Source organism: Terribacillus saccharophilus, assembly GCF_000725365.1.
In the GTDB taxonomy this organism is placed as follows: domain Bacteria; phylum Bacillota; class Bacilli; order Bacillales; family Amphibacillaceae; genus Terribacillus; species Terribacillus saccharophilus.
This window is the reverse complement of sequence record NZ_CP008876.1, coordinates 1,598,290-1,623,662: the sequence shown is the minus strand read 5'-3', so window position 1 is coordinate 1,623,662 and position 25,373 is coordinate 1,598,290. Positions and strand designations below refer to the sequence as shown.

At 43.3% G+C, this 25,373-nt stretch carries 28 protein-coding genes; 27 read left to right on the top strand and 1 reads right to left on the bottom strand.

Going from position 1 to position 25,373, the window contains the following annotated elements; all coding sequences use genetic code 11:
* Positions 1-142 precede the first annotated feature (142 nt).
* The 21 genes from GZ22_RS08165 to GZ22_RS08065 all read left to right on the top strand — a co-directional run bounded on the left by GZ22_RS08165 (position 143) and on the right by GZ22_RS08065 (position 19,780).
* A complete protein-coding gene (locus GZ22_RS08165; RefSeq protein ID WP_038560957.1) occupies positions 143-1,414 on the top strand; it encodes a Glu/Leu/Phe/Val family dehydrogenase in 1,272 nt (423 codons plus the stop codon).
* Positions 1,415-1,502: 88 nt separating this feature from the next.
* A complete protein-coding gene (locus GZ22_RS08160; RefSeq protein ID WP_038560954.1) occupies positions 1,503-2,480 on the top strand; it encodes a YpdA family putative bacillithiol disulfide reductase in 978 nt (325 codons plus the stop codon).
* Between the two features lie 14 nt (positions 2,481-2,494).
* A complete protein-coding gene (locus GZ22_RS08155) occupies positions 2,495-3,457 on the top strand; it encodes an asparaginase (protein ID WP_038560950.1) in 963 nt (320 codons plus the stop codon).
* Between the two features lie 100 nt (positions 3,458-3,557).
* On the top strand, positions 3,558-4,226 hold the full coding sequence (gene prsW / locus GZ22_RS08150; RefSeq protein WP_038560947.1) for a glutamic-type intramembrane protease PrsW: 669 nt from the start codon (positions 3,558-3,560) through the stop codon (positions 4,224-4,226).
* Between the two features lie 105 nt (positions 4,227-4,331).
* Positions 4,332-5,162, top strand: a complete 831-nt coding sequence (gene sleB / locus GZ22_RS08145; RefSeq protein WP_038560944.1) for a spore cortex-lytic enzyme — start codon at positions 4,332-4,334, stop codon at positions 5,160-5,162.
* Positions 5,163-5,177: 15 nt separating this feature from the next.
* Complete coding sequence (gene ypeB / locus GZ22_RS08140) at positions 5,178-6,530, top strand: germination protein YpeB (protein WP_038560941.1); 1,353 nt, start codon at positions 5,178-5,180, stop codon at positions 6,528-6,530.
* Positions 6,531-6,615: 85 nt separating this feature from the next.
* Positions 6,616-7,290, top strand: a complete 675-nt coding sequence (locus tag GZ22_RS08135; protein ID WP_038560938.1) for a flagellar brake protein — start codon at positions 6,616-6,618, stop codon at positions 7,288-7,290.
* 85 nt (positions 7,291-7,375) lie between these two features.
* A complete protein-coding gene (gene cmk, locus GZ22_RS08130) occupies positions 7,376-8,056 on the top strand; it encodes a (d)CMP kinase (protein ID WP_038560937.1) in 681 nt (226 codons plus the stop codon).
* Between the two features lie 12 nt (positions 8,057-8,068).
* Complete coding sequence (locus GZ22_RS08125) at positions 8,069-8,653, top strand: lysophospholipid acyltransferase family protein (protein WP_038560936.1); 585 nt, start codon at positions 8,069-8,071, stop codon at positions 8,651-8,653.
* Between the two features lie 108 nt (positions 8,654-8,761).
* Entirely contained in the window at positions 8,762-9,907 is a 1,146-nt protein-coding gene (gene rpsA / locus GZ22_RS08120; RefSeq protein WP_038560933.1) for a 30S ribosomal protein S1, read from the top strand.
* Positions 9,908-10,015: 108 nt separating this feature from the next.
* On the top strand, positions 10,016-10,603 hold the full coding sequence (locus GZ22_RS08115) for a YphA family membrane protein (protein WP_038560931.1): 588 nt from the start codon (positions 10,016-10,018) through the stop codon (positions 10,601-10,603).
* 105 nt (positions 10,604-10,708) lie between these two features.
* Positions 10,709-12,019, top strand: a complete 1,311-nt coding sequence (der, locus tag GZ22_RS08110; RefSeq protein ID WP_038560928.1) for a ribosome biogenesis GTPase Der — start codon at positions 10,709-10,711, stop codon at positions 12,017-12,019.
* Between the two features lie 21 nt (positions 12,020-12,040).
* The gene (locus GZ22_RS08105; protein WP_038560925.1) at positions 12,041-13,078 is read left to right on the top strand and encodes an NAD(P)H-dependent glycerol-3-phosphate dehydrogenase; all 1,038 of its coding nucleotides are present in this window, start codon (positions 12,041-12,043) and stop codon (positions 13,076-13,078) included.
* A gap of 57 nt (positions 13,079-13,135) precedes the next feature.
* On the top strand, positions 13,136-13,396 hold the full coding sequence (locus tag GZ22_RS08100) for a stage VI sporulation protein F (protein WP_038560923.1): 261 nt from the start codon (positions 13,136-13,138) through the stop codon (positions 13,394-13,396).
* Positions 13,397-13,733: 337 nt separating this feature from the next.
* Positions 13,734-15,212: a stage IV sporulation protein A gene (gene spoIVA, locus GZ22_RS08095; RefSeq protein WP_038560920.1), complete on the top strand. Its 1,479-nt coding sequence runs from the start codon at positions 13,734-13,736 to the stop codon at positions 15,210-15,212.
* 227 nt (positions 15,213-15,439) lie between these two features.
* Positions 15,440-15,712 (top strand): HU family DNA-binding protein, encoded by a 273-nt coding sequence (locus GZ22_RS08090; RefSeq protein ID WP_038560918.1) that lies wholly within the window; start codon positions 15,440-15,442, stop codon positions 15,710-15,712.
* 150 nt (positions 15,713-15,862) lie between these two features.
* Positions 15,863-16,645, top strand: a complete 783-nt coding sequence (locus tag GZ22_RS18010; RefSeq protein WP_051748127.1) for a heptaprenyl diphosphate synthase component 1 — start codon at positions 15,863-15,865, stop codon at positions 16,643-16,645.
* A 2-nt stretch (positions 16,646-16,647) separates the two neighbouring features.
* The gene (menG, locus tag GZ22_RS08080) at positions 16,648-17,367 is read left to right on the top strand and encodes a demethylmenaquinone methyltransferase (protein WP_038560915.1); all 720 of its coding nucleotides are present in this window, start codon (positions 16,648-16,650) and stop codon (positions 17,365-17,367) included.
* A gap of 35 nt (positions 17,368-17,402) precedes the next feature.
* The gene (gene hepT, locus GZ22_RS08075; protein WP_038560912.1) at positions 17,403-18,374 is read left to right on the top strand and encodes a heptaprenyl diphosphate synthase component II; all 972 of its coding nucleotides are present in this window, start codon (positions 17,403-17,405) and stop codon (positions 18,372-18,374) included.
* Positions 18,375-18,438: 64 nt separating this feature from the next.
* Positions 18,439-18,888 (top strand): nucleoside-diphosphate kinase, encoded by a 450-nt coding sequence (gene ndk, locus GZ22_RS08070; protein WP_038560909.1) that lies wholly within the window; start codon positions 18,439-18,441, stop codon positions 18,886-18,888.
* 109 nt (positions 18,889-18,997) lie between these two features.
* Positions 18,998-19,780 (top strand): CheR family methyltransferase, encoded by a 783-nt coding sequence (locus tag GZ22_RS08065; RefSeq protein ID WP_038560906.1) that lies wholly within the window; start codon positions 18,998-19,000, stop codon positions 19,778-19,780.
* Positions 19,781-19,801: 21 nt separating this feature from the next.
* Here the strand turns inward: GZ22_RS08065 and GZ22_RS08060 are convergent, their stop codons facing one another.
* Positions 19,802-20,035 (bottom strand): DUF2798 domain-containing protein, encoded by a 234-nt coding sequence (locus GZ22_RS08060; protein ID WP_038560903.1) that lies wholly within the window; start codon positions 20,033-20,035, stop codon positions 19,802-19,804.
* Between the two features lie 116 nt (positions 20,036-20,151).
* On the opposite strand from GZ22_RS08060, the gene GZ22_RS08055 reads away from it, so the two are divergent.
* The 6 genes from GZ22_RS08055 (at position 20,152) to GZ22_RS08030 (ending at position 25,364) form a co-directional block, all read left to right on the top strand.
* Positions 20,152-20,445 carry a MerR family transcriptional regulator gene (locus GZ22_RS08055; protein WP_038560900.1) on the top strand — a complete coding sequence of 98 codons (294 nt, stop codon included), beginning with the start codon at positions 20,152-20,154 and terminating at the stop codon, positions 20,443-20,445.
* Between the two features lie 106 nt (positions 20,446-20,551).
* Positions 20,552-21,718, top strand: coding sequence for a chorismate synthase (aroC, locus tag GZ22_RS08050; RefSeq protein WP_038560898.1), 1,167 nt, complete (start codon positions 20,552-20,554; stop codon positions 21,716-21,718).
* Complete coding sequence (gene aroB / locus GZ22_RS08045; protein WP_038560895.1) at positions 21,718-22,797, top strand: 3-dehydroquinate synthase; 1,080 nt, start codon at positions 21,718-21,720, stop codon at positions 22,795-22,797. The genes aroC and aroB overlap by 1 nt, the downstream gene beginning before the upstream one ends.
* Positions 22,794-23,168 (top strand): chorismate mutase, encoded by a 375-nt coding sequence (aroH, locus tag GZ22_RS08040; RefSeq protein ID WP_038560892.1) that lies wholly within the window; start codon positions 22,794-22,796, stop codon positions 23,166-23,168. The genes aroB and aroH overlap by 4 nt, the downstream gene beginning before the upstream one ends.
* Positions 23,165-24,265 (top strand): histidinol-phosphate transaminase, encoded by a 1,101-nt coding sequence (gene hisC / locus GZ22_RS08035; RefSeq protein WP_038560890.1) that lies wholly within the window; start codon positions 23,165-23,167, stop codon positions 24,263-24,265. Before aroH ends, hisC begins: the two co-directional genes overlap by 4 nt.
* A gap of 1 nt (position 24,266) precedes the next feature.
* Positions 24,267-25,364 (top strand): prephenate dehydrogenase, encoded by a 1,098-nt coding sequence (locus tag GZ22_RS08030; protein WP_038560887.1) that lies wholly within the window; start codon positions 24,267-24,269, stop codon positions 25,362-25,364.
* The last annotated feature ends 9 nt before the right edge of the window (positions 25,365-25,373 follow it).

Genomic DNA, 25,373 nt, shown 5'->3' with positions numbered 1-25,373 from the left:
ATCCTCCGGTATCTTTTTGATTTTTGATTAAAAACACGGTTCTTGTTATCTATCTGGCTGCTTTTTTGTTAGAATGGATGTGAAGATTCGATGTGGTAATATCGCTAAACAAGATGGGGAAACATTTAGGAGGTACAGAACAGTGGCCGACAACGCTGCGGAATCTACCAACAACAAGCATAGGGACGTATTAGAATCGACACAGAGGGTCGTGCAATCGGCTTTGCAGAAACTTGGCTATCCAGAAGAAGTCTATGAATTACTGAAAGAACCGGTACGGTTAATGACAGTTCGTATTCCCGTTCGGATGGATGATGGCAGTACAAAGATTTTCACAGGGTACCGGGCTCAGCATAATGATGCAGTTGGCCCTACTAAGGGTGGCGTGCGCTTTCATCCGGAAGTAAGCGAGAATGAAGTAAAGGCATTATCCATTTGGATGAGTCTGAAAGCAGGTATCGTCGACTTACCTTATGGAGGCGGAAAGGGCGGTATTATCTGTGATCCCCGCGAAATGAGTTTTCGTGAGCTTGAAGGTGTAAGCCGTGGATATGTACGGGCAATCAGTCAGATTGTCGGACCGACGAAAGACATACCGGCGCCCGATGTTATGACCAACTCTCAGATAATGGCTTGGATGATGGATGAATACAGCCGGATGGATGAATTTAACAATCCAGGCTTCATCACCGGTAAGCCAATCGTATTGGGAGGCTCACATGGCAGGGAGACAGCTACAGCTAAAGGTGTGACGATTTGCTTGAAGGAAGCAGCTATGCAGAGAGGCATCAATATCGAAGGAGCCCGTGTTGTCATTCAAGGCTTCGGAAATGCTGGCAGCTATCTAGCTAAATTCATGCACGAAGCTGGCGCGAAGGTAATCGGTATTTCAGATGCTTACGGAGCGCTTCATGACCCGGATGGTCTGGATATCGACTATTTGCTTGATCGACGGGACAGTTTCGGAACAGTAACCAACTTGTTCAAGTCTACAATCTCCAACCAGGAATTATTGGAGCTTGATTGCGATATACTTGTACCAGCTGCGGTAGAAAATCAAATCACCAAAGATAATGCACATAATATTAAAGCTCAAATTGTAATTGAGGCTGCAAATGGCCCGACAACGTTCGAAGCGACCAAGATTTTAACCGAACGCGGTATCTTGATAGTTCCGGATGTGCTTGCATCAGCAGGCGGCGTGACTGTCTCCTATTTTGAATGGGTGCAGAACAACCAGGGCTTTTATTGGACGGAGCAGGAAGTAGAAGAGAGATTAGAAAAAGTAATGCTGAGAGGGTTCCAAAATGTATATCAGACTGCCCAAACGAGGCGAGTTGATATGCGGCTGGCTGCATATATGGTAGGTGTCCGAAAAATGGCGGAAGCTTCCAGATTCAGAGGCTGGATCTAATCATAGTGAAAAACATGCTCTTATCCTGAAGCGAAAAGGATAAGAGCTTTCTCTTTTCTTAGGAAAAGGGATGGAAAGGAGCAGTACAATGCAAAAGGAACGAGTAATTATTATAGGAGCAGGTCCATGCGGGCTGTCGGCAGCAATTGAGCTGCAAAAAGCCGGAATCGAACCTCTTCTTATCGAAAAAGGCAATGTTGTCAATTCAATTTATCAATATCCTACACATCAGACCTTCTTTAGTTCCAGTGAACGCTTAGAAGTAGGTGACATAGCATTTGTTACCGAAATGAAGAAACCTGTCAGGAACCAGGCGCTGGCTTATTATCGAACAGTGGCTCAGCGACAGAATTTGCGTATACATACTTTCGAGCGAGTAATGCAAGTGTCTGGAAGTGTTCATGACTTCACGTTAACTACGAAGACGATAAAAGAAGAAGAAAAACACTATAAAGCAGATTATGTTATTGTAGCAACCGGATATTACGATCAGCCTTACTTGATGAATGTACCTGGTGAGAATCTGCCGCACGTTTTCCATTATTTTAAAGAAGCCCATCCTTATTTCGGGAAAAAAGTGACGGTAATTGGCGGGAAAAATTCCGCCGTCGATGCTGTGTTAGAGCTTCATAAAGCAGGTGCCAATATTACAGCACTCTATCGCGGCAGTACGTATTCCAAAAGTGTAAAGCCGTGGATTCTGCCAGAATACGAATCATTGGCTCGTAATGGATACATCGACCATAGATTCAATGCACATATTAAAGAGATCACCGATACACAGGTTATTTATGAAGTAGAAGGTGAGACTCATTCAGTCGACGCTGATTTTGTTTTTGCGATGACTGGGTACCGGCCTGATCTAAAGCTACTGCTAAGCATGGGTATCTCAATACATCCAGAAACAGGAAAGCCTGACTATGATCCAGAAACGATGGAATCAAACGTTCCGGGTATTTTCATTGCGGGTGTAATCGCAGCTGGTAATAATAATAACGAAGTATTCATTGAAAATGGACGTTTCCATGGTGGACAGATTGCCCAATCAATTGCATCTCGCAACTGAAAGGAAGGAAATACATGATAAAAGGTAAAGTCGTATTGATCACTACTGGCGGCACAATTGCCAGTGTACCGAACGAAGAGAGCGGAAAGCTTGCTTCTGGAGAACTGACTGGCGAGGAACTGCGCAGCCAGATTGACCTGCCGGATCATATCGAAGTCAAAGTGGTGAGCGCACTTCAGAAACCGAGTATGCATATCACATTTGATGACTTGCTTACATTAAAACAAATGATTGAACAGCAATTAGAGGATCCGGAAGTAAAAGGGATTGTGGTTACGCATGGAACAGATTCGCTGGAAGAAACGGCTTATTTTCTTGATTTAACAATAGCGGATGCCCGGCCAGTTGTAGTCACAGGTTCACAGCGAGCTATCCATGAACTAGGCTCAGATGTGTTCATCAACCTGCGGCATGCGGTTCTGACAGCTTATGATGAGCAATTGCTGAATTGTGGGACTGTTGTTGTTTTTAATGAGCGTATTTTCCCAGCAAAATATGTTAAGAAAGAGCATGCCTCTAATATTCAGGGCTTCAATGCTTTCGGATTCGGATATTTGGGTATTATCGACAACGATAAAGTGTATCTTTACCAAAAGCCCGTTAAACGGAATACGTATGAGTTGAAAAGCAACCTGCCAGATGTGGATATCATTAAGTGCTATTTGCAAGCAGACGGTAAATTCGTGAAAGCGGCGCGTGAAGCAGGCGTAAAAGGTATTGTTTTAGAAGGCGTCGGACGAGGACAAGTCGCTCCGAATATGAAAGACGAAATCCTTCAATCCTTACAGGCAGGTATCAAAATTATTCTTACGACTGCATCTGAAGAGGGTAATGTATACACTACCTACGATTATGAAGGCAGTGCCTATGATTTGTATAAGGCTGGTGTTTTGCTAGGGAAGGATCAAGACAGTAAGAAAGCGCGTATCGAGCTTGCGGTAGCTTTGGCATCCGATCAGACAGATAGACTTTTATAGACCGCATTAATTATTTCCTGTTTCTTTCCAGTAACATATTCCAAAAAAATAGAGCACATGGTACGATAAGGAAAGATTGTTTGTTGGAAGAGGTGCTATCATGCTTACCATCCTTTCCGCAGCTATTGCACCTGCCCTCGCGCTCCTCACCTTCTTCTATCTGAAGGATCGTCTGGAACCCGAGCCGCTCAGCATGGTGCTGCGGACTTTCCTATATGGCGCTTTGCTCGTTTTTCCTATCATGTTCATCCAATATGCGATGAAAGCTGAAGGAATGAGTACGAATCCGATCTTTTATTCATTCTTCACTGTCGGGTTCATGGAAGAGTTCTTTAAATGGTTCATCTTCCTGTACACTGCTTTCAGGCATACCGAGATGGATTCAGTTTATGATGGGATTATTTATGGTGTCAGTATCAGCCTAGGTTTTGCTACGGTGGAGAATGTACTCTATTTATTTGCGCACGGAGTAGACTACGCTTTCACTCGGGCGCTCTTCCCGGTATCTTCGCATGCGCTTTTTGGAGTGTTGATGGGATATTACCTCGGCAGAGCTAAATTCGGTAGCTACCATCCTCGTTTGCGTATCTTTGCAGCGATGCTGATTCCATTTTTGCTGCATGGTTTATATGATTATATATTGGTGATTGTAACTTTTAATTGGATATACATTCTTGTACCATTTATGATTATCCTTTGGATAATCGGATTACGTAAAGTGCGGTCAGCTATTCAGCATCCTATCGAACAGATACATACAACAAAATAAAGAGTCGGGCAGTGAATCTGCCTGACTCTTTTTTTGTTGAATAATATGGACGCACCAGAAGAAAGCTATCGGTATCAGATCATAGTAGGTTGGAGGAAATGAACAATGGAAAGTAAAAAGTTTCGGCTTTGTAAATTGTTTTGTGCCGGTCTGATCCTGATAGGCGCAATTCTATCGGCACCTGTGCAGACTAGTGCCTTTTCCGAACAGGTGATCCAGCATGGAGCCACAGGTGACGACGTAGTGGAACTGCAAGCTCGCTTACAATATGCAGGATACTACAATAAAACAATTGATGGTGTATTCGGTTGGAGTACGTACTGGGCATTGCGCAATTTTCAATATGAATTCGGAATGGAGATTGACGGAGTTGCAGGTCAGCAGGCAAAAGACAAACTAGCATCCATTACAAAGTTTGATAAAGCTTTCGTTATGCGACAAATACAAGAAGGCAACACATTTACCTACTATGGAGGTACTCCGCAGGAAAACCAGGTGAAGAAGCGTGGTAATGGAGGTAGTGGAGGCAGTAATAATGCGAAAGCACCAAATACTTCCGCGGTCAATGTTCCTAATGGGTATTCACAGAATGATATCAAGCTGATGGCTAATGCCGTTCATGGAGAAGCGCGTGGAGAACCGTATGTTGGTCAGGTTGCAGTAGCAGCAGTCATTCTGAACAGAGTGGAAGATGCTTCTTTCCCGAACACGATCTCTGGTGTCATTTTCGAGCCAAGAGCCTTCACAGCTGTTGCTGATGGCCAAATATGGCTCACACCTGATGAAACAGCAGAACAAGCTGTATTGGATGCAATAAACGGCTGGGATCCGTCCGGCGGAGCAATTTATTACTTTAATCCGAACACAGCCACTTCACCATGGATCTGGGGCAGACCTCAGATTAAAACGATTGGTGAGCATATTTTCTGTATGTAGAAAGGAGAGCGAAAGATGTACAAATGGGTGATAATAGGTGTTCTGGCTTTAGCACTCGCAGGAACAGCTTTTTGGGGCTATAATGAACGCCAGGAAAAGAATGATATCAAGATTCAAGCAGAAAATAATTACCAGCGTTCCTTCCACGAGTTAACGTACCGGATTGATACGCTGCACGACAAGATCGGAGCGACGCTGGCGATGAATTCCAGGGATTCCCTGTCGCCTCAATTAGCAGAAATCTGGCGTTTATCTTCTGAAGCGCATACAGATGTCGGTCAGCTTCCGTTAGCGTTATTGCCATTTGAAAAAACAGAAAAATTTTTAACGAACATAGGTGACTTTACTTATAAAACAGCGGTTCGGGATTTGAACAAGGAACCATTGTCTGATGAAGAGATGCAACGCTTGGAAAAGCTGCATGATAATGCAGGGCAAATAAAAGATGAACTGCGGAATGTGCAGAATACGGTTCTCGGAGATAACCTGCATTGGACGGATGTAGAACTTGCATTATCGGATGATGAACCCGATCATTCAGATAACACAATCATCTCAAGTTTCCAAACGGTTGAGGATACTTCAGGCGGGTTTTCAGATGAAAAAGAATTCAATAGCGGTGCGCTGCCTGCTTCTAATGAAGAGCATAAATTCGAAGGTGTTACTGGTAAACGAATCAATCAAAAACAAGCAAAGACTGTTGCAGCAAAAGCTTTTGATTTGAATACGATCAGCGGTATTGAAGGCGGGAAATCAGGTAAGGGTTCGGATGTGCCACTCTACAGTCTCTCCTATCAAAAGGATGGGGAAAGCGGCTATGCGGATATAAGTCAAAAAGGCGGCCATGTTCTCACGCTTATGATGCAGCGGGAACGAGAAGAGCCGAAACTAGGATTGCACGATGCCCAGCAAAAGGCACAGGATTTCCTGGAAGAGCAGAAGCTAACTGAAATGGAGATGGTACAGAGCAGTCAGTATGATTCTGTCGGTATCTTTTTCTTTGTACCTGTCCAAAACGACGTGCGTATTTATGCAGATATTGTTCAAGTAAAAGTAGCATTAGATAACGGAGATATTCTAGGCTATAATGCCCGTGACTATTTTATGAATCACCATGAGCGTGATATACAAAAACCAAAACTATCGGAAGAACAAGCAACAGAAAAATTGAATCAAAATGTTAAGGTTCAAGAAACACATCTTGCATTGATTGAAAATGATACACACGAAGAAACGCTGGTGTATGAAATCATGGGTACACGAAATGACGATGATACGTATCGTATTTACGTGAATGCAGATACAGGAAAAGAAGAAGAAATCGAGAAACAGACAACAACAGAAGCGCGTTTTTTACAAAGTACGTAAAGGGGTAAGGCAAACAGCCTTCCCCTTTTTGATTATTTTTGTAATAATAGGAATAAAGAACGGTTCAAGGGAAGAGGAGAGGCGTTTGCTGAAAATTGGTAGCACTTTAGTCTTAGAAAAAAAAGACATATCAAAAAATGAGGAATGGGCGCGTTATCGAGCGAAAGTAATCGACATAGCTGAAGATACTATTTATATAGACTATCCGATAAATGAACAAACAAAAAGAACAGATATCTTCCCGGTAGGTACAGCTTTTAGAGCATTGTTTGTGACTGAAGAAGAGAGCGCATTCACATTCAGTACATCAATCCAAGGCAGGGAAATGATGAAAGTGCCGGCATTGAAACTGTCCATGCCAAATGAAAACAATATCCGGAAAATACAGCGCCGTCAGTATGTACGGATTTTGACGAGCACGGATGTTGCAATTCATAGTGATGAAGCAGGTATTGCTCCTATCTCATCCATTACGCTTGATGTTAGCGGAGGAGGTCTATCTGTACTGCTTCCTGAAAAGCATAATTTTACGGAAGGAATGAGCGTTACGCTGTACCTGGCATATTCCCTTCAAAAAGAAGGACCTGGTTTTCTGACTGCTTCTGGACGCATTGTCCGAATCGTCCGTAATGAAAAATCCGGCAAAATTATCGCTAGCATTCAGTTCGATGAGATTCTTGAACGGGACAGACAAGCAATTATTCGTTTCTGCTTTGAGCGTCAGCGGGAACAGCGAAAAAAAGGACTCCGAATCAGGTAGACTTCAAATAGACCAGGCTGCTATCCTGTGTTATGCTTTATTAGGTTTTATTCCAAGATTATGAAGAGAAAAAGGATTGAATTTAATGAATTCGAAAACTATCGCTATCGCAATTGATGGACCTGCTGCTGCAGGAAAAAGTACGGTATCCAAACTAGTAGCTAAGAAATTAAAATTCGTCTATGTGGACACTGGTGCTATGTATCGAGCGCTAACACTGACTGCCCTCGAAGCTGGAGCCGATTTAGAATCGGAGGAAGCTCTGCTTTCTTTGCTGCAAGGAATAGAAATTGTCTTGATGCAGCATGAAGACGGTCAAAAAGTGCTTGTAAACAGTAAAGATGTTACTGAAGCTATCCGCACGAATGAAGTAACAAATAATGTATCCATTGTAGCTAAGCATGCGCTGGTACGTGAAGAAATGGTAAGACGCCAGCAGAGCCTTGCAGCCGACAATGGAATTGTCATGGATGGCCGTGATATTGGTACTCGGGTCCTTCCCGATGCTGAAGTGAAGATTTTTATGATCGCTTCTGTCCAAGAACGTGCAGAGCGACGTTATAAAGAAAATATCTCCAAAGGATTCGAGGCGGATCTGGAGCAGTTGAAAGAGGAAATACGTCTTCGTGACAAGCTCGACTCCGAAAGAGAAGCATCTCCGTTAGTAAAAGCGGAAGACGCTGTTGAAATCGATACAACTTCACTATCCATTGATGGTGTTGTAGAAAAAATCCTTAAAGCCGTACACGAGGCTCTCGGAAGATAAGGAGTAGGGTTTATGTCTTTATATACCATAGGTAAAATGATCCTCAGTGCCGCCTTTTACCCGATGTTTCGCATAAAAGTGTATGGCAAGGAACATGTTCCTAAGGAAGGGCCAGTTTTGGTCTGTTCCAATCACATTTCTAATTTTGACCCGCCCATTTTAGGTATTACATGTCCGCGTGATATTGCCTTCATGGGAAAAAGTGAGCTTTTTAAACCTAAGCCACTTGGTTGGCTCATGAAAAATCTAAATGTATTTCCGGTAAAACGCGGTATGCAAGATCGCGGAGCACTGCGTGTAGGTTTGGATATCTTAGCAGAGGGCAAGACAATGGGTCTGTTTCCAGAAGGAACAAGAAGTAAGGACGGAAAATTAGGCAGTCCGCTTCCTGGAATAGGTTTCTTTGCTATGCGCTCTGAAGCAAAAGTTGTCCCTTGTGCGATTATCGGCTCCTATAAAGGGGTAAAGCCATTGAAGGTCATCTATGGACCACCGATCGATATGGAAGAGCTGAAAGAGCGTAAAGCACCAGCCAAAGAAGTATCACAGGTGATCATGGATGAAATTCAACTTCTAATAAACAAGCATGTCGGATAGATGCCCTATCACTTGACAAATATCTTCAAATGTTAGAAGTTAGAAAAAAGGACATTTCTATGTTTTTTTACTTATGTTTTGTCTCGTAAACTGAAGGAGGTCTCTTTGATGGATGAAATGAATGAGCAAGCTACGGATTTCAAGGAATTGTCTGTAGGCGATACTGTAACCGGTAAAGTGGTGAAAGTGGAAGATAAACAAGCTTTGGTAGACATTGGCTACAAAGTGGAAGGTATCCTGCCAATCAGCGAATTATCTAGTCTTCATGTTGAGCGCGCTGCTGATGCAGTGAGTGAAGGTGAAGAGTTGACACTAAAAGTGAAAAAAGTAGATGACGAAGAAGTCGTTCTATCCAAGCGCGCAGTTACTGCTGAGCTTGCGTGGGATGACCTGGAAGCGAAATTCGAATCCGGAGAAATCTTCGAAGCAGAAGTCAAGGAAGTCGTTAAAGGCGGTCTTGTTGTAGATGTCGGTCTTCGCGGATTCATCCCTGCTTCACTCGTAGAAACATATTTTGTTGAAGAGTTTGAAGGATACAAAGGCAAACCGCTTACGCTTAAAGTGGTAGAGCTTGACCGTGAACAGAACCGCGTCATCCTTTCTCACCGCGCAGTAGCTGAGGAAGAGGAAGCTTCCAAGAAGCAGGAAGTACTTGACAGTTTAGAAGCTGGTCAGGTAATTGACGGTACGGTACAGCGTTTGACTGACTTTGGTGTCTTCGTCAGCATCGGCGGCGGAATTGACGGTCTCGTACACATTTCTCAGCTTTCACATGAGCATGTTGAAAAAGCATCAGATGTCGTGACTGAAGGTCAAGAGATTAAAGTCAAAGTGCTTGGAGTCGACAAAGAAAACGAGCGCATCAGTCTATCCCTAAAAGAGACACTCCCTGGACCATGGGAGAACATCAGTGACCGTGCACAAGCAGGGGATGTACTAGAAGGCGAAGTGAAGCGCCTAGTGAGCTTCGGGGCATTCGTTGAAGTATTCCCAGGTGTTGAAGGCCTTGTACACATTTCCCAAATCGCTAACCGTCACATCGGTACGCCGCAGGAAGTGCTTGAACCAGGTCAAACAGTGCAAGTGAAAGTTCTTGAAGTCAACGAAAGCGAAAAACGCATGAGTTTGAGCATCAAGGAATTAGAACAAGATGAAAATGATGCTGTTATCAAGGAATATGAAAAAGAAGAAGAGCATTCCGGCTTCCAGCTTGGAGATATTCTTGGTGACAAATTAAATAAGTACAAGCAATAAAAATTAAAAGACCAAGGGTGCTCTAAGGACATCCTTGGTCTTTTTTTGTCCTTCGTGTATAGTTTTTCGCCTCACTTGTCATAATGCAGATACAAGGAGGAGTGAAAAATGGAAGGATTCTACTTTTTTTGGGCTACGTGGATCAGTTGGATCTTGGTAACCTTTTTTATGCGTCATTCATTAGCACGGACACTTTTTGCATTTGCCATACTGCTTACCATTTCATTATCTGGTTTTTCTTTTAATTTTGCCGGTCATCGTATATTTGCAACCGTTTTTCTGCTTGCTGTTATTGGCTACTTATTTATTTTTGCCAGTAAACGAGTGGGGCGCGGAACATTTGGAAGCATTTGTGTAGGAATTGCATATGCGGGAATGCTGCTTTGGGAGCTTACAAATCCAGTCGCACTGCTTATTCCGCGTGTTCTTCTGTTCTCGCTGACATTATTTGCTCTTGTCATTTATCTGACTCGGAATTTCCATTTACAGATTGGTATTATTTGTTTGGGTTTTTCCATCGGAGAAGTAGTTTATCTTTTATTATTAGATATCTATGGTCTCCAACAAGATGCCGGCAGCTTCAAATCTATGGATGTAATGGGAATAGTACTGCTGTTATTAATCTCGGCAAAGCTGCTTAGCATGCTTAGACAGTATCTGCGAAATAAGTCGAAATGGACCACCGGACGAACATGATGTCGAAAAATATTGTGTCCCTATGATGCTTTTGCTAGAATAAAACAGTTAGGTTGCAACAGAAGAACCAGCACATAAAGGAAAGTAGGAAAGGATGTTCCTTTCATGAGGAAATCAGTAGTTGCCATCGTAGGCAGACCAAACGTAGGAAAATCAACCATATTCAACCGTCTTGCCGGGGAAAGGATCTCCATTGTGGAAGATACACCTGGTGTGACACGTGACAGAATCTATACGGAAGCTGAATGGCTGAACCAGCCGTTTAACATAATTGACACCGGCGGTATTGAAATCGGAGATGCACCATTTCTAGTAGAAATCCGTGAACAGGCAGAACTTGCCATTGCGGAAGCAGATGTTATCATCTTCATGGTGAACGGACGTGAGGGTATCACGGGGGCGGATGAAGAAGTAGCTAAAATTCTATTCCGTTCCAATAAGCCAGTCGTACTGGCTGTCAATAAAGTGGACAACCCAGAAATGCGAGATCAGATTTATGAATTTTACAGCCTTGGCTTTGGAGAACCATTCCCGATCTCTGGTACACATGGTTTAGGTTTAGGAGATTTGCTTGACGCAGCTGTCCAGCATTTCCCTGAGCGTGCTGAGATGCAGGAAGACGAAGAGACAATTCATTTCAGCTTGATAGGAAGACCGAATGTCGGCAAATCCTCTCTTGTTAACGCACTGCTTAATCAAGAGCGTGTAATCGTAAGTGATGTTGCAGGAACGACGCGTGATGCAGTCGATTCAACTTTCACAAGAGAAGGGCAAGATTTTGTTATTATCGACACCGCAGGTATGCGAAAACGCGGAAAAGTATATGAAACGACCGAGAAATACAGTATCCTTCGAGCATTAAAAGCGATTGAACGATCTGATGTCGTCCTAGTACTGATTAATGCAGAAGAAGGTATCATTGAGCAAGATAAAAAAATCGCTGGTTATGCCCATGACGCAGGTAGAGCGGTTGTAATCGTCGTCAATAAATGGGATACTGTCGAATCAGATGAGAAGAAGATGAAAGAATTCGAAGATGAAATCCGAGCGCACTTCCTTTACTTGGATTATGCACCGATCGTCTTCTTGTCTGCTAAGACGAAAAAGCGGATTCACACACTATTGCCTGCAATTCTTACAGCAAGTGAGAACCATGCAAAACGTATCCAGACAAATGTATTGAACGATGTCATCATGGATGCTTTGGCAATGAATCCGGCTCCAACATACAAAGGTCAGCGTCTGAAAGTGCTTTATGCTACTCAAGTGGCTGTTAAGCCACCAGCGTTCGCAGTATTCGTCAATGATCCTGAACTGATGCATTTCTCTTATGTTCGTTTCCTAGAGAATAGAATCAGAGAAGCATTTGGATTCACTGGTACACCAATAAAGATTTTCCCTAGAAGAAGATCATAAACAGGGACGAGGAGGATTTTTATGACTCAACAGATAGCAGCAGTACTCGGTGCCGGCAGCTGGGGGACAGCCCTTGCCATGGTTTTGGCAGACAATGGACATGATGTGAGACTCTGGTCTCATAATCCGAATCAGGTTGCTGAAATTAACGAGAAGCGCCAGAATGAAAAATACCTGCCTGGAGTGACGCTTCCTGAGGCTATTACTGCTTATGCGGATATAGAAGGTGCTGTACGTGATGCAGCTGCTGTCATCCTCGTCGTACCTGCAAAAGCAACTCGTGAAGTAGCGGCAAAGCTTGCGGAATATATTCCGGCTGAAGCGGTCATTGCGCATGCAACGAAGGGTATTGAACCGAAAACGAGCAAACGTGTTTCTCAAATGATCGAGGAAGAGCTGAAGCATGTAACGCATCGTCCTGTTGTTGTATTGTCCGGGCCGAGTCATGCGGAGGAAGTAGCGAAAAGGCAGCCGACGACTCTAAGTGCCTCTTCTGTCGAAATGGAAGAAGCAAAAAAAGTCCAAGAACTATTCATGAATGAGAATTTCCGTGTTTACACTATCACGGATATGGTTGGCGTGGAACTTGGCGGTTCCTTGAAGAATATCATTGCACTTGGAGCAGGTATTTCTGATGGTCTAGGTTATGGGGATAATGCAAAAGCGGCATTGATTACAAGAGGACTTGCTGAAATCGCCCGCCTTGGAACGAAGCTTGGGGCAAATCCGCTTACGTTCATTGGCTTATCGGGTATGGGAGATCTTATTGTGACATGTACAAGTGTCCATAGCCGTAACTGGCGTACTGGTAATATGCTTGGTAAAGGCATGACATTGGATGAAGCGCTTGATCAGATGGGTATGGCTGTGGAAGGTGTTCGGACAACAGAAGCTGTAGCTGAGCTGGCTGTTCAAGCCGGAGTTGATATGCCTATCACTGAAGGAATCAATCAGGTCCTTTTCCGCGGTGCAAAAGCGAAGGATATCGTGGATCAGCTTATGACACGTTTACCGAAGCATGAAATGGATGATCTTCAAGATGTATTGAATACCCGCTAACGTTTTTTCACTTCTTGCATATACTGTTTCGTAGCTAATTTGCAAGGAGGAATGAACGTGGCAGACTTTCAAAAGAACTTGATTGATCAGATTCAGAAAAAATCAAATGTGAATGCTGATGATATCTACAAGGTGGCCAATTCTGTTAAAAGTGCGAACTTCCAAGACGAAGCAACGGTGCGTGGTTTGGTAAAGCAATTGGCTGCAATGGCAGGCAAGCCGCTTACACAGGCAAAAGAAGATAAAATCGTCAAAGCGATCATTGGCAACAATATGCCAGCTGATATGAACACATTAAGCAAATTATTCAAAAACTAACTGTGGCAATTGGGCAGAACAACTTACCATTCCTTGCCCTTTACGCATAAACTAACTCGCACCAGCATATTTTTCTAGGTTGCCTTGGGTATATTTAGTCTATTTCAAGAAGAAGCATCTGCTTCTTCTTTTTTTATTGGCATGATCCCTGAATACAGCGCATAGATTATCCGCAGAGGGCAATATGCTGTTCGTCCTTTCCTGCAAAACCGCCCTTTGATGCCAGCAGGCAAGGAATCCATTATTTCTAGCATATTTGGATAGGACAACATCATAAACTGCTAGTGTATGTAGCTAAGACTGTCCATGCATCGAAAGTAGATCGGGAGGGGATCTTTTGGAAAGAGTAGATATTTTTAAAGATATCTCGAAACGGACAAACGGCGATATCTACCTTGGGGTGGTAGGGGCCGTCCGAACTGGGAAATCGACTTTTATCAAGAAGTTCATGGAATTGGTTGTCCTGCCTAACATGGAGGACGAAGCAGAGCGGGCACGTGCCCAGGATGAACTGCCGCAAAGCGCAGCAGGCCGGACAATTATGACAACAGAACCAAAATTCGTTCCAAACAACGCTGTCTCCCTTCAAGTGGACGAAGGTCTGGAAGTAAGTGTCCGGGTCGTCGATTGTGTAGGGTATACAGTGGCAGGTGCGAAAGGTTTTGAAGACGAGAATGGACCGCGCATGATTAATACACCGTGGTATGAGGAACCTATTCCATTCCATGATGCTGCCGAAATTGGAACTCGTAAAGTGATTCAGGAACACAGCACCATTGGTGTCGTCGTGACAACGGACGGTTCGATTGGTGAAATTCCGCGCACTGACTATGTGGAGCCGGAAGAGCGTGTTGTATCTGAACTGAAGGAAGTTGGCAAGCCATTTATAATGGTTATCAATTCAGTAACACCGCATAACCAAAACACCGAGCTGCTTCGTCAGGAATTGAGTGAAAAATATGATATCCCAGTAATCGCGATGAGTGTTGAAAGCATGACGGAACATGATGTTTATAACGTGCTGCGGGAGTCGCTGTATGAATTCCCAGTCCTGGAAGTGAACGTCAATTTGCCGAGCTGGGTGATGGTGCTTAAAGAAGACCATTGGCTTCGTTCTAATTATCAGGTAGCTATCCAGGAAACGGTAAAAGATATAAAACGACTTCGTGATGTAGATCGTGTTGTGGGATACTTTGATGAATATGATTATATTGAAAGAGCAAATCTTGCCGGAATGGAACTTGGCGAAGGAGTAGCTGAGATAGATTTACATGCTCCAGATGCTTTGTATGACCAAGTGCTGAAAGAGATTGTCGGCGAGGAGATTCGCGGTAAAGATCATCTTTTGCAATTGATGCAGGATTTCTCTCATGCGAAACGCGAATATGATCAAGTATCAGATGCATTGCATATGGTAAAACAGACAGGCTATGGTATTGCTGCACCAAGTCTCCAGGATATGGCTTTGGATGAACCTGAAATTATTCGCCAGGGCTCCCGCTTCGGTGTTCGACTGAAGGCTGTCGCGCCAAGTATCCATATGATCAAAGTAGATGTCCATTCCGAATTTGCACCGATTATCGGCACAGAGAAGCAAAGCGAAGAGCTTGTTCGATATCTGATGCAGGACTTCGAGGAGGATCCGCTTTCAATCTGGGATTCAGACATCTTCGGTCGCTCCCTGAATAGCATCGTACGAGAAGGTATTCAAGGTAAAATTAGCTTGATGCCGGAAAATGCCAGATATAAATTAAAAGAAACTCTTGAAAGAATTATTAACGAAGGATCGGGCGGATTAATAGCGATCATTCTATGAGCGGCAAATGAGCCGCTTTATTTTTTTTGTCAAATATTATGCTGAAATGCGATAAATTTAAGGATTTCTGGCGTTTTGTGTTGAATTATGACGCTAAGTCGTATATTATAAGCGTTGATATCGCAACATGAGCGGTATTGATAGGTATAAAACCTATCTTTATGGTGAACAAATGATAGCAAATGCTATTGTCTTACTGTTCAAGGTAATGTCAGGGAGGTGTAATTATGAACAAAACAGATCTTATCAATACTGTTGCTGAGAAAAGCGATCTTTCTAAAAAGGATGCTACGAAAGCTGTTGACGCGGTTTTCGATTCAATCATGGATTCTCTTAAACAAGGTGACAAAGTACAATTGATCGGTTTCGGTAACTTCGAAGTACGCGAGCGTGCTGCACGTAAAGGCCGTAACCCGCAAACTGGGAATGAAATCGAAATCCCAGCAAGCAAAGTGCCAGCGTTCAAAGCCGGCAAGGCCCTTAAGGATAACGTGAAGTAATTACATATGGGCTAGGATGAGGGATGCCTGACTACATCAGGTGTCCCTCATTTTTATTTGACAAGCTTGCATACAAGACGAATTAGGACTTGCTATGTTATAATACTTTTTATACAGTTTGAAATACGAAAAAGGGCGCAGGTGATTGTTTTGTCCTATGCATCCACGGAAGAGCTACACACACTACGAAATAAAATAGAGAAGCGCATGCAGCAGGATTATCTGGACAAGAATACGGAAGCGCCATTCTTGGATGAGAATAAACTGCTGCTATTGCAGACGCTATTTGGTCAAACGAACCTGCCCGATAAGCAGCAGACAGACTATACGATCACTATCATGCTGATCCAGATGGCGCTGGATACGCACGATAAAGTGATTGTTACTACCAAAACCGACGAGACAGCTGATGAACGGAAGAACCGACAGCTGACCGTTTTAGCCGGTACTTATTACAGTGCGCTGTATTATCAGATACTTGCTGGCTTAGAAGAGATTGATATGGTGGCCTTATTAGCAACTAGTATCAAGGAAATCAATGAACAGAAGATGTCACTTCATTATGACGCGACAACGTCTGAAGCATTTTTCAAAAAGCTTGGACAGCTGGAAGGCTGCTTATTCCGAACAGCAGCTTCCCGTTTTATTGATACAGCAAGACTTGATCCGCTGGATGACTATTGCTTGATAAGCAGACTACAGCAGGAAGTCAGAGAAAAAAATCAAACTTCCCTGCTCGTAAAGCTTGCTTCGATCATCGAAATGGAACAGAGCGGACTGACTGTTATGCAGGTGATACAACAGGAGATAGAAGCTGCTAAACGCAGGCTTCTAGCAGGGCTGGATACACTGCCGCCAGCTTTTGCGAAGCTATCCCGTAAGCTGCTGCTTCAGGGGAATCGGCAGGAAGAGTTATTTCTGGAAGAAGGGTAATTATGGCACAAGAAACGAAAGAACAGCGTGTACATCACGTTTTCGAAAAGATATACGATCGCTATGATTTTATGAACTCTGTCATTTCCTTCAGGCGTCACCGTGCTTGGAGACGGAGTGTGATGAAGAAAATGCAGGTACAGCCAGGAGATTCAGCTTTAGATGTATGCTGCGGAACTGGTGACTGGTCCTTTTCTCTTGCTAAGGCTGTTGGTCCGAAAGGGCGAGTAACAGGTCTTGATTTCAGCAAGAATATGCTTTCAGTAGCAGAAAAGAAAAACACGGAAAAGTCAATTGAGCAGTTATCGTTCACTTGGGGAAATGCGATGGAGCTGCCGTTTGAGGATAATTCTTTTGATTTCGTGACCATCGGCTTCGGCCTGCGGAATGTTCCTGATTATCTCCAAGTATTAAAGGAGATGTATCGGGTCGTTAAGCCTGGTGGCAAAGTGGTTTGCCTGGAAACATCACAGCCGACAATGTTCGGTTTCAAACAAGTATATTATTTTTATTTCAAACGAATCATGCCAGTATTAGGTAAGCTTCTGGCGAAAAGTTATGATGAATACAGCTGGCTGCAGGAGTCTGCAAAGGATTTCCCAGGTAAGAAGGAGCTTCGCGGGCTTTTCCAGCAAGCTGGGCTGACGAATGTGAAGATTAAGACATATACAGGCGGCGTAGCAGCTATGCATATGGGAGAGAAGCCGGCAGTCAGGGACTGACTGGTAATATGTCTGGACGGATGAAGGTGACGTGAATGAAATTACCGATGATCTACTCATATTTAAAAAAGGACTTGGACAGAATCGAAGATGCGATGACCAACACGATTCGCGCGGAGCATCCTGTCCTGGAGGATGCGTCGGTACAGCTTCTCCGTGCCGGTGGCAAGAGAATACGACCGGTTTTTGTTTTGCTGAGCGGTAAGTTTGGCACATATGAATTGCCCCGGATACAAACAGTTGCCGTCGCACTCGAATTGATCCATATGGCTTCCCTTGTTCATGATGATGTTATTGACGATGCTGAACTCCGACGAGGAAAACCGACCGTCAAAGCAAAATGGGACAACAAAGTGGCCATGTATGCAGGTGATTACATCTTCGCTCGTTCCCTTGAATACCTTTCTAAGCTGGAAGAACCAAGGGCACACCAGATCCTCGCTCATACAATTGTCGAGCTGTGTGTTGGCGAAGTGGAACAGATTCGGGATAAATACCGGATTGAACAGCACTTGAAGGATTACCTTCGACGCATTCGCCGTAAGACAGCGATTCTCATCGCAGCAAGTGCTCGGCTCGGGGCAATTGCATCTGGTGCGCCGCTCGAATATGAGCGGGCATTGTATCGGTATGGGTATTACGTGGGAATGAGTTATCAGATCATTGATGATGTGCTCGATTTCACTGCATCTGAAGCGGATTTAGGCAAACCAGCCGGCGGTGATTTACTGCAGGGGAATATGACACTTCCGGCTTTATTGGCATGCGAAGATCGTTTCTTCAAAGAGCGGCTTACGCAAGCATTTCACAATACCGAAGCATTGGACCAAGAAGCTTTGCAGCCATTTATCCAGCACATTAAAACTTCAGACAGCATCAAGCGATCGTTGGAAATCAGTGACCGCTACTTACAGAAAGCATATCAGGAATTGGATAAATTGCCGCCAACAAGAGATCGTAATACACTGAAACAAATTGCTAGACATATAGGTAAGCGCAGCTCCTGATTGTAAAACGCTTACATTACTGGTATGATGACAGTAAAGTTCATAAAAGGGAGCTAGAATTAGTATGGAAAAAACATTTTTGATGGTTAAGCCGGATGGCGTACAACGTGGATTGATTGGTGAAATCGTAACAAGATTTGAAAAGAAGGGCTTAAAGCTTCTGGCAGGTAAGATAATGGTCGTGACAGAAGAGCAAGCGAAGACGCATTACATAGAACATGAAAGCAAACCCTTCTTCGGTTCGTTAATCAGCTATATTACATCCGGTCCGGTATTTGCTATGGTTTGGGAAGGCAAGGATAGCGTCGCATTAACAAGAAGTATGATTGGGGCGACTAAACCAACAGATGCAGCACCAGGTACGATCAGAGGCGATTACGCAGTTGAAATGAGCCGTAATCTTATTCATGGTTCTGACAGTGTGGAAAGTGCTGAACGGGAAATCGCAAACATGTTTAAAGCCGATGAACTGGTTTCTTATGAACAAGCAACAGCTAAATGGCTATATGAATAAATGAAAAATGCAGGCAGACTTGCCTGCATTTTTTTGTTATTTTCTTCTACCCACAATACTCTATATACAGTAAAATAGAACTAGATACATATAGACAGGGGAACATGACGTGGCAGCAGATTATGATTACTTTGTACAGCAAATCAAAACAAATACGGGTATCGACTTATCTCAATATAAAGAAGCGCAGATGCTAAGGCGTTTGACGACTCTTCGAGAAAAGAAAGGCTTTAAGGATTTTAAGGCTTATTTCCATGCAATCAACGGTGACGCAGCTCTGATGGACGAGTTCCTGGATCGCATGACCATCAATGTTTCTGAATTTTACCGTAATTATCAGCGGTGGGAAGTGTTAGAGCGACGCATCCTTCCTGAACTGCTTAAGAAGAAGAAGCCGCTGAAAATATGGAGTGCTGCTTGCTCTACGGGTGAAGAACCATATACATTAGCTATCCTTTTGGATCGTTACGCTAAAGGGACTTCGTACACAATTCACGCAACTGACTTGGATCAGCGCGTGCTGGAAACCGCAAAGGTTGGAAAGTATAACGAAAGGGCATTGAAAGAAATGCCAGCGGCAATCAAATCCGCGTATTTCAACCAAGACGGATCTGTATTCCAAATAAAAGATGAATTAAAGCAGCATATCCAATTCAAACAGCATAATCTGCTGGCGGATACTTACGATACGAACTACGATTTAATTATTTGCCGGAATGTGCTTATTTACTTCACAGAAGAAGCGAAGGCAGATATTTATCACAAATTCAGTAAATCACTGGCACCTAATAGTTATCTTTTTGTCGGAAGTACTGAGCAGATATTCAATCCGAATGTTTATGGCCTAGGGGCTGTGGATACATTCTTCTATCAAAAACAAAAAACAGACTAGGATAACTCCTAGTCTGTTTTCTTATTCTTTTATCCGTACTATTTTTGATACATGTTTATTGACGAATGCTGGAAGAAAAAAAGAGATAGCAAATACTAAAGAAAAAGCGATGATCCATGCGCGCAGCCAGTTCGAAAGCTGGAATGCATGTAATCCCGAATTAACAGCTGTTAATGTGAAAGAAATAATAGCGGTCATAATGGCAGCAGTGACAGCGCCGCAAAGAGCGCGGTGAATTTTAGAATTGACAATCATGTTCGTACTCCTTTTGTAACTAATCTCCAATAATTATATATTATCTTCAAAAGTTGTCAAATGAATTAAATGACGTATAATGAGGCTAAAGCTGCATGGAGGAGGCAGGATTCTAAATGGATGAAATTGATTATGAATTGCTGCGTCAGATGGCTGTAACCATAGGGGACGCAGCTAGAATTACTGATATCCCTATACGAAAGCTTAGATACTGGGAAGATAAAGGTTATATAGATAGTGTAGAGGAAAAAAAGAATACAACAAGACGATTTGATTATTATATGATCAAGAAAATTGTTCTTATGAAGGAATTACTGGAAGATGGGTATACCGTAGAGGCTGCCTCTAACAAAGCGGAAACCGGTCTTAGCACACTGCGGCACGTATTCGATGAACGCAGCAGTAAATAATGATAAGACACAGCTCAAAAATATTGTCAGAATAGTTCCCACTTAAGAAACAAGTTATGTTATAGTAATTAAAATTACAAAGAATAGAGACAACGGAGGAATATACATGCGCTACTTAACTGCAGGTGAATCACATGGTAAACAGCTTACAACAATTGTAGAAGGTGTTCCTTCCTATTTACCGTTGACTACCGATGATATCAACGAATCCTTGCTTGAAAGACAGAAAGGCCATGGCCGGGGCAAGCGAATGCAGATTGAAAAAGATTTGGTTGATATTGTAGGCGGTGTCCGTCATGGATATACACTAGGTTCGCCTATCGCACTTGTTATACATAATGATGATTTTAAGCACTGGATAGATGTAATGGGCGAGGATCCAGTCGAAGATCCTCAAGCTGTCCGTCGTATTGTTTCACGTCCAAGACCAGGACATGCAGATCTAAATGGAGCCTTAAAATACGGCCACCGCGACATGCGGAATGTATTGGAGCGTTCATCGGCACGTGAAACAGCAGCACGCGTGGCAGCTGGTGCTGTAGCTAAAAAACTTCTAGCTGAATTGGATATCAATATTGTCGGCTATACAAAAGAAATTGCCGGCATTAAAGCAGTTGAGTTTCCAGATTATACATATAAAGAAAGAGATAGTATATCGAAAGCATCGTCTGTACGTTGCCTTGATCCACAAGCTGCAGAACAAATGGTAACTGCGATTGATCAAGCAAAGAAAGACGGAGATTCCATCGGCGGTGTTGTGGAAGTTTTCGTAGAAGGTCTGCCAGCAGGCATCGGCTCTTATGTTCATTATGACCGAAAACTTGATGGACGTATTGCAGGAGCTGTAGCGAGCATCAATGCATTCAAAGGTGTTGAATTCGGAATCGGCTTTGAAGCAGCCAGACTGCCAGGAAGCCAAGTACATGATGAAATTGCATGGGACAAAGAAAATGGCTATTACCGCAAAACGAACCGTCTAGGTGGATTGGAAGGCGGTATGACAACAGGTATGCCACTTGTTGTAAAGGGTGTCATGAAACCAATCCCTACTCTTTATAAACCGCTTCAAAGTGTGGATATCGAGACGAAAGAACCATTCAATGCGAGCATCGAACGTTCAGATAGCTGTGCCGTTCCGGCAGCAGCGCTTGTGATGGAGCATGTAGTGGCCTTTGAAATTGCGAAAGCGATTCTTGAACAATTTCCTCATGATCAGTTTCCGAAGCTTCAGGAAGCGATCAAAAATTACCGGGAAGAAATCCGGGTGTTCTAATGGAACAGATTACAGTAAAAGCGAGTCAGTCTAGTTACAAAGTTTCTGTAGGTGCAGGTATCAGACATAAATTGTCTGATTTTCTGCCTAAGTCCTATCAAAATGTATTTGTAGTAACCGATACGAGCATTGCTCCTCATTATCTGGATGATTATGTATCTTCGCTTCTGCCAGATGCAAAGATAACAAAGAAAATCATCAAGCCAGGAGAAGCAGCAAAGAGCAAGGACGTTTATTTCAACATTCTTGATAGTATGTTTGAGGCAGAGCTTGACCGGAAGGCACTTGTGCTTGCTTTAGGCGGCGGTGTTATCGGTGACTTGGCAGGATTTGTAGCAAGTACATATATGCGAGGAATTGATTTCGTTCAACTTCCGACAACAATCCTTGCGCATGATTCGAGTGTTGGCGGTAAGGTTGCAATCAATCATGAAACTGGTAAAAATTTGATTGGAAGCTTCTATCCTCCTGTTGCTGTCATCTATGATGTTGACACTATTACCACACTTCCGGAAAAGGAAGTACGAAGTGGTTATGCTGAGCTGATAAAAGAAGCTTATATCGGAAACGCTGATTTCCTTAGCCAGCTGCTTGAACGAGAAAAACTCGACAAAGAAAATCAGGAACAGCTGATTCAGGACTTATCTTTAGGAATCCAGGTGAAAACGAAAATCGTTGAGGCGGATGAAAAAGAAAATGACCTTCGCAAGTTTCTGAATCTAGGTCATACACTCGGTCACGCTATTGAAGCTGAAGCAGGCTATGGCACATTTACTCACGGCGAAGCTGTCGCGATCGGTATGCTGTTTGCTTTAGAATTGAGTGAGAATAGATTTGGAGCTGATCTGCGTTTAGGCGAATTTCGCAGTTGGATGGAACGAAACAATTATCCTATGCATTTACCAGATCTCTCTGCCGAAAGACTCGTTAAGAGGATGCAAATGGATAAGAAGTCAGAGAACAAGGAAGTTCATATGGTGCTTCTTCGGGAAATCGGAGACCCGGTGACGGAAAAAGTCGATCATGACACGCTTCATGACGCTGTTATATCATTCCTTGAGAGGTTGAGCAGAACATGATACGAGGTTTTAGAGGTGCCACAACAGTAGCAGATAACGAAGAAAAGCAAATTATTGAAGCAACTGCAGCTATGCTGGATGAAATGGTCACAAAGAATGCCATAGATTCTGAGGATGTTGTCCAAGTACTCATTTCGGCAACCCCCGATTTGACAAAAATATTCCCCGCAAAAGCATTGCGAGTTTTTCGTGATGATTGGACATACGTACCTGTTATGTGTATGCAGGAGCTTTCAATCGAGAGCGGCTTACCGAAATGCATCCGCGTAATGCTGACAGCACGCACTGACTTGGCACAGCAAGACATTCATCACGTTTATCACGAGGAAGCAATTAAGTTACGTCCCGACTTAAAGGAGGAGCATCAATGAGAGCAAAACAGATTTTGAATGAATTGACAGCTTACAAACCAGGAAAACCGATGGAAGAGGTTCGAAAGGAATTTGGATTGGACCGAATCGTAAAACTTGCATCAAATGAAAATCCATACGGCTTTTCAGCTAAGGTAAAAGAGGCTTTGCCGACATTCGCTGACGAACAGGAGATCTATCCGGATGGATATGGTACAGCATTAAAGGAAAAATTGGCAAAACATTTTGGTGTAGGCTTAGATCAACTTGTTCTTGGAGCAGGCTCAGATGAAATCATTATGATGCTTTGCCGTACTTTCCTTGCGCCCGGGCTTAACACGGTAATGGCGCATCCTTCTTTCTCTCAATACCCTCATCATGCTTTGATCGAAGGAGCAGAGGTCCGAGCGATTGAAACGAAGAACGGATTCCATGACCTTCCAGCTATGCTAGAAGCAATTGATGAGAAAACAGGTATTGTTTGGCTATGTACACCGAACAATCCAACAGGAAACCATATTGCCAAAACTGACTTTGAAAACTTCCTTCGCCAAGTTCCGAAAGAAGTTCTTGTAGTAGCGGATGAGGCTTATGTCGAGTTTCTGGAAACAGATGACTACTTTGACACACTAGCTGCTTTGGGTGATTATCCGAATTTAATGACGCTTCGTACGTTCTCCAAAGCATATGGACTTGCTGCATTGCGTGTTGGATACGGAATCGGTCATCCGGAAGTTATCCATAAGATTAACGTTGTAAGAAGTCCGTTCAATAATACGACGATTGCACAAAAAGCAGCGATTGTAGCACTTGATGACCAGGAGTTCATCAAGGATTCCATCGCAAAGAATAACCAAGTGAAGCATAATTTCCTTGCATTCTGTGATGCTCACCAAATTAAATATTATGAGTCTCACACAAACTTCGTGTTGATATATGATTTGCCTGTAAGCGGAGATGCTGTTTTCCAGCATATGCTTTCCAAAGGCTTCATCATCCGTTCCGGAGATGCTCTTGGTATTCCGAACAGCGTCCGAATTACAATCGGTAATGAAAAAGACATGACTGAATTCACTGTATTGCTTGATCAATTCCTAACTAGCGTGAAAGAGAGCTAAGATGGAGACGGTCGTTATCGCTGGATTAGGTTTGATCGGCGGCTCGCTAGCTCGTAATATACAAACACACAAGGAAGTTCATCTTATAGGAGTAGACCAAAGGGAAACTACCCTTGAATATGCACTAAAGCATAAGATCATTGATGAAGCATCGTCTTCTTTCCAGGAAGCTGCACATAGAGCAGATATAATTATACTGGCTGCACCAGTTTCTAAGTCTGTTGAATTGCTACAAGAACTTGATAACATGAAGCTGGAAAAAGACGTGCTTGTAACGGATGTTTCTTCGGTTAAAGGTCCGATTTTTGAGCAGGCTGCATCACTTCAGTCCGACAAGGTATTCTTCGTAGGCGGCCATCCAATGGCTGGATCCCATAAACATGGTATCGAGGCTTCAAAAGCTCATTTGTTTGAGAATGCCATTTATGTTCTGACACCTGTACAGCGGGCTAAAGAAAGTGATATTAAGCGGGTGGAAAACCTGCTTGATGGTACGAAAAGCACCTTTATTACATTATCTGCAGAAGAGCATGATGAGATGACCGGAGTTGTATCTCATTTTCCGCATCTGATTGCATCCGCTTTAGTGCAGCAGGCAAAAAAATGGGAAGCCAAACATAGCTTTCTGCCGAAGCTCGCTGCAGGCGGATTTCGTGATATCACTCGAATTGCTTCGAGTAATCCGGGTATGTGGCAAGACATTTTCTTTCAGAACAAAGAGAAGATGGGAATGCTGCTTGACGACTGGATAGAGGAAATGCAGGCTTTCCGAAAGCTTTTGGCGGAAGATCAGGGGCAGCAGATTCATACTTACTTGGAAGAAGCTAAGCAATACCGGGATGGATTGGAACCTCGGAAAAAAGGTGCAATCCCAGGGTACTACGATTTGTATGTTGATATAACTGATAGGCCGGGAGCTTTGCAAAAAGTACTTACCAATGTCGCCGATGCAGGCTTGAGTATCGTAAATATTCAAATACTCGAGCTTCGTGAGGGACTGACAGGTGTTCTTCGTCTCAGCTTTTCAGATCAGAAAATTCAGCTGAAGGCTAAAGGTGTACTGGAAGTTTTCGGTTATGAAGTAAAGATAGAAGATTGAAGGTGAAAG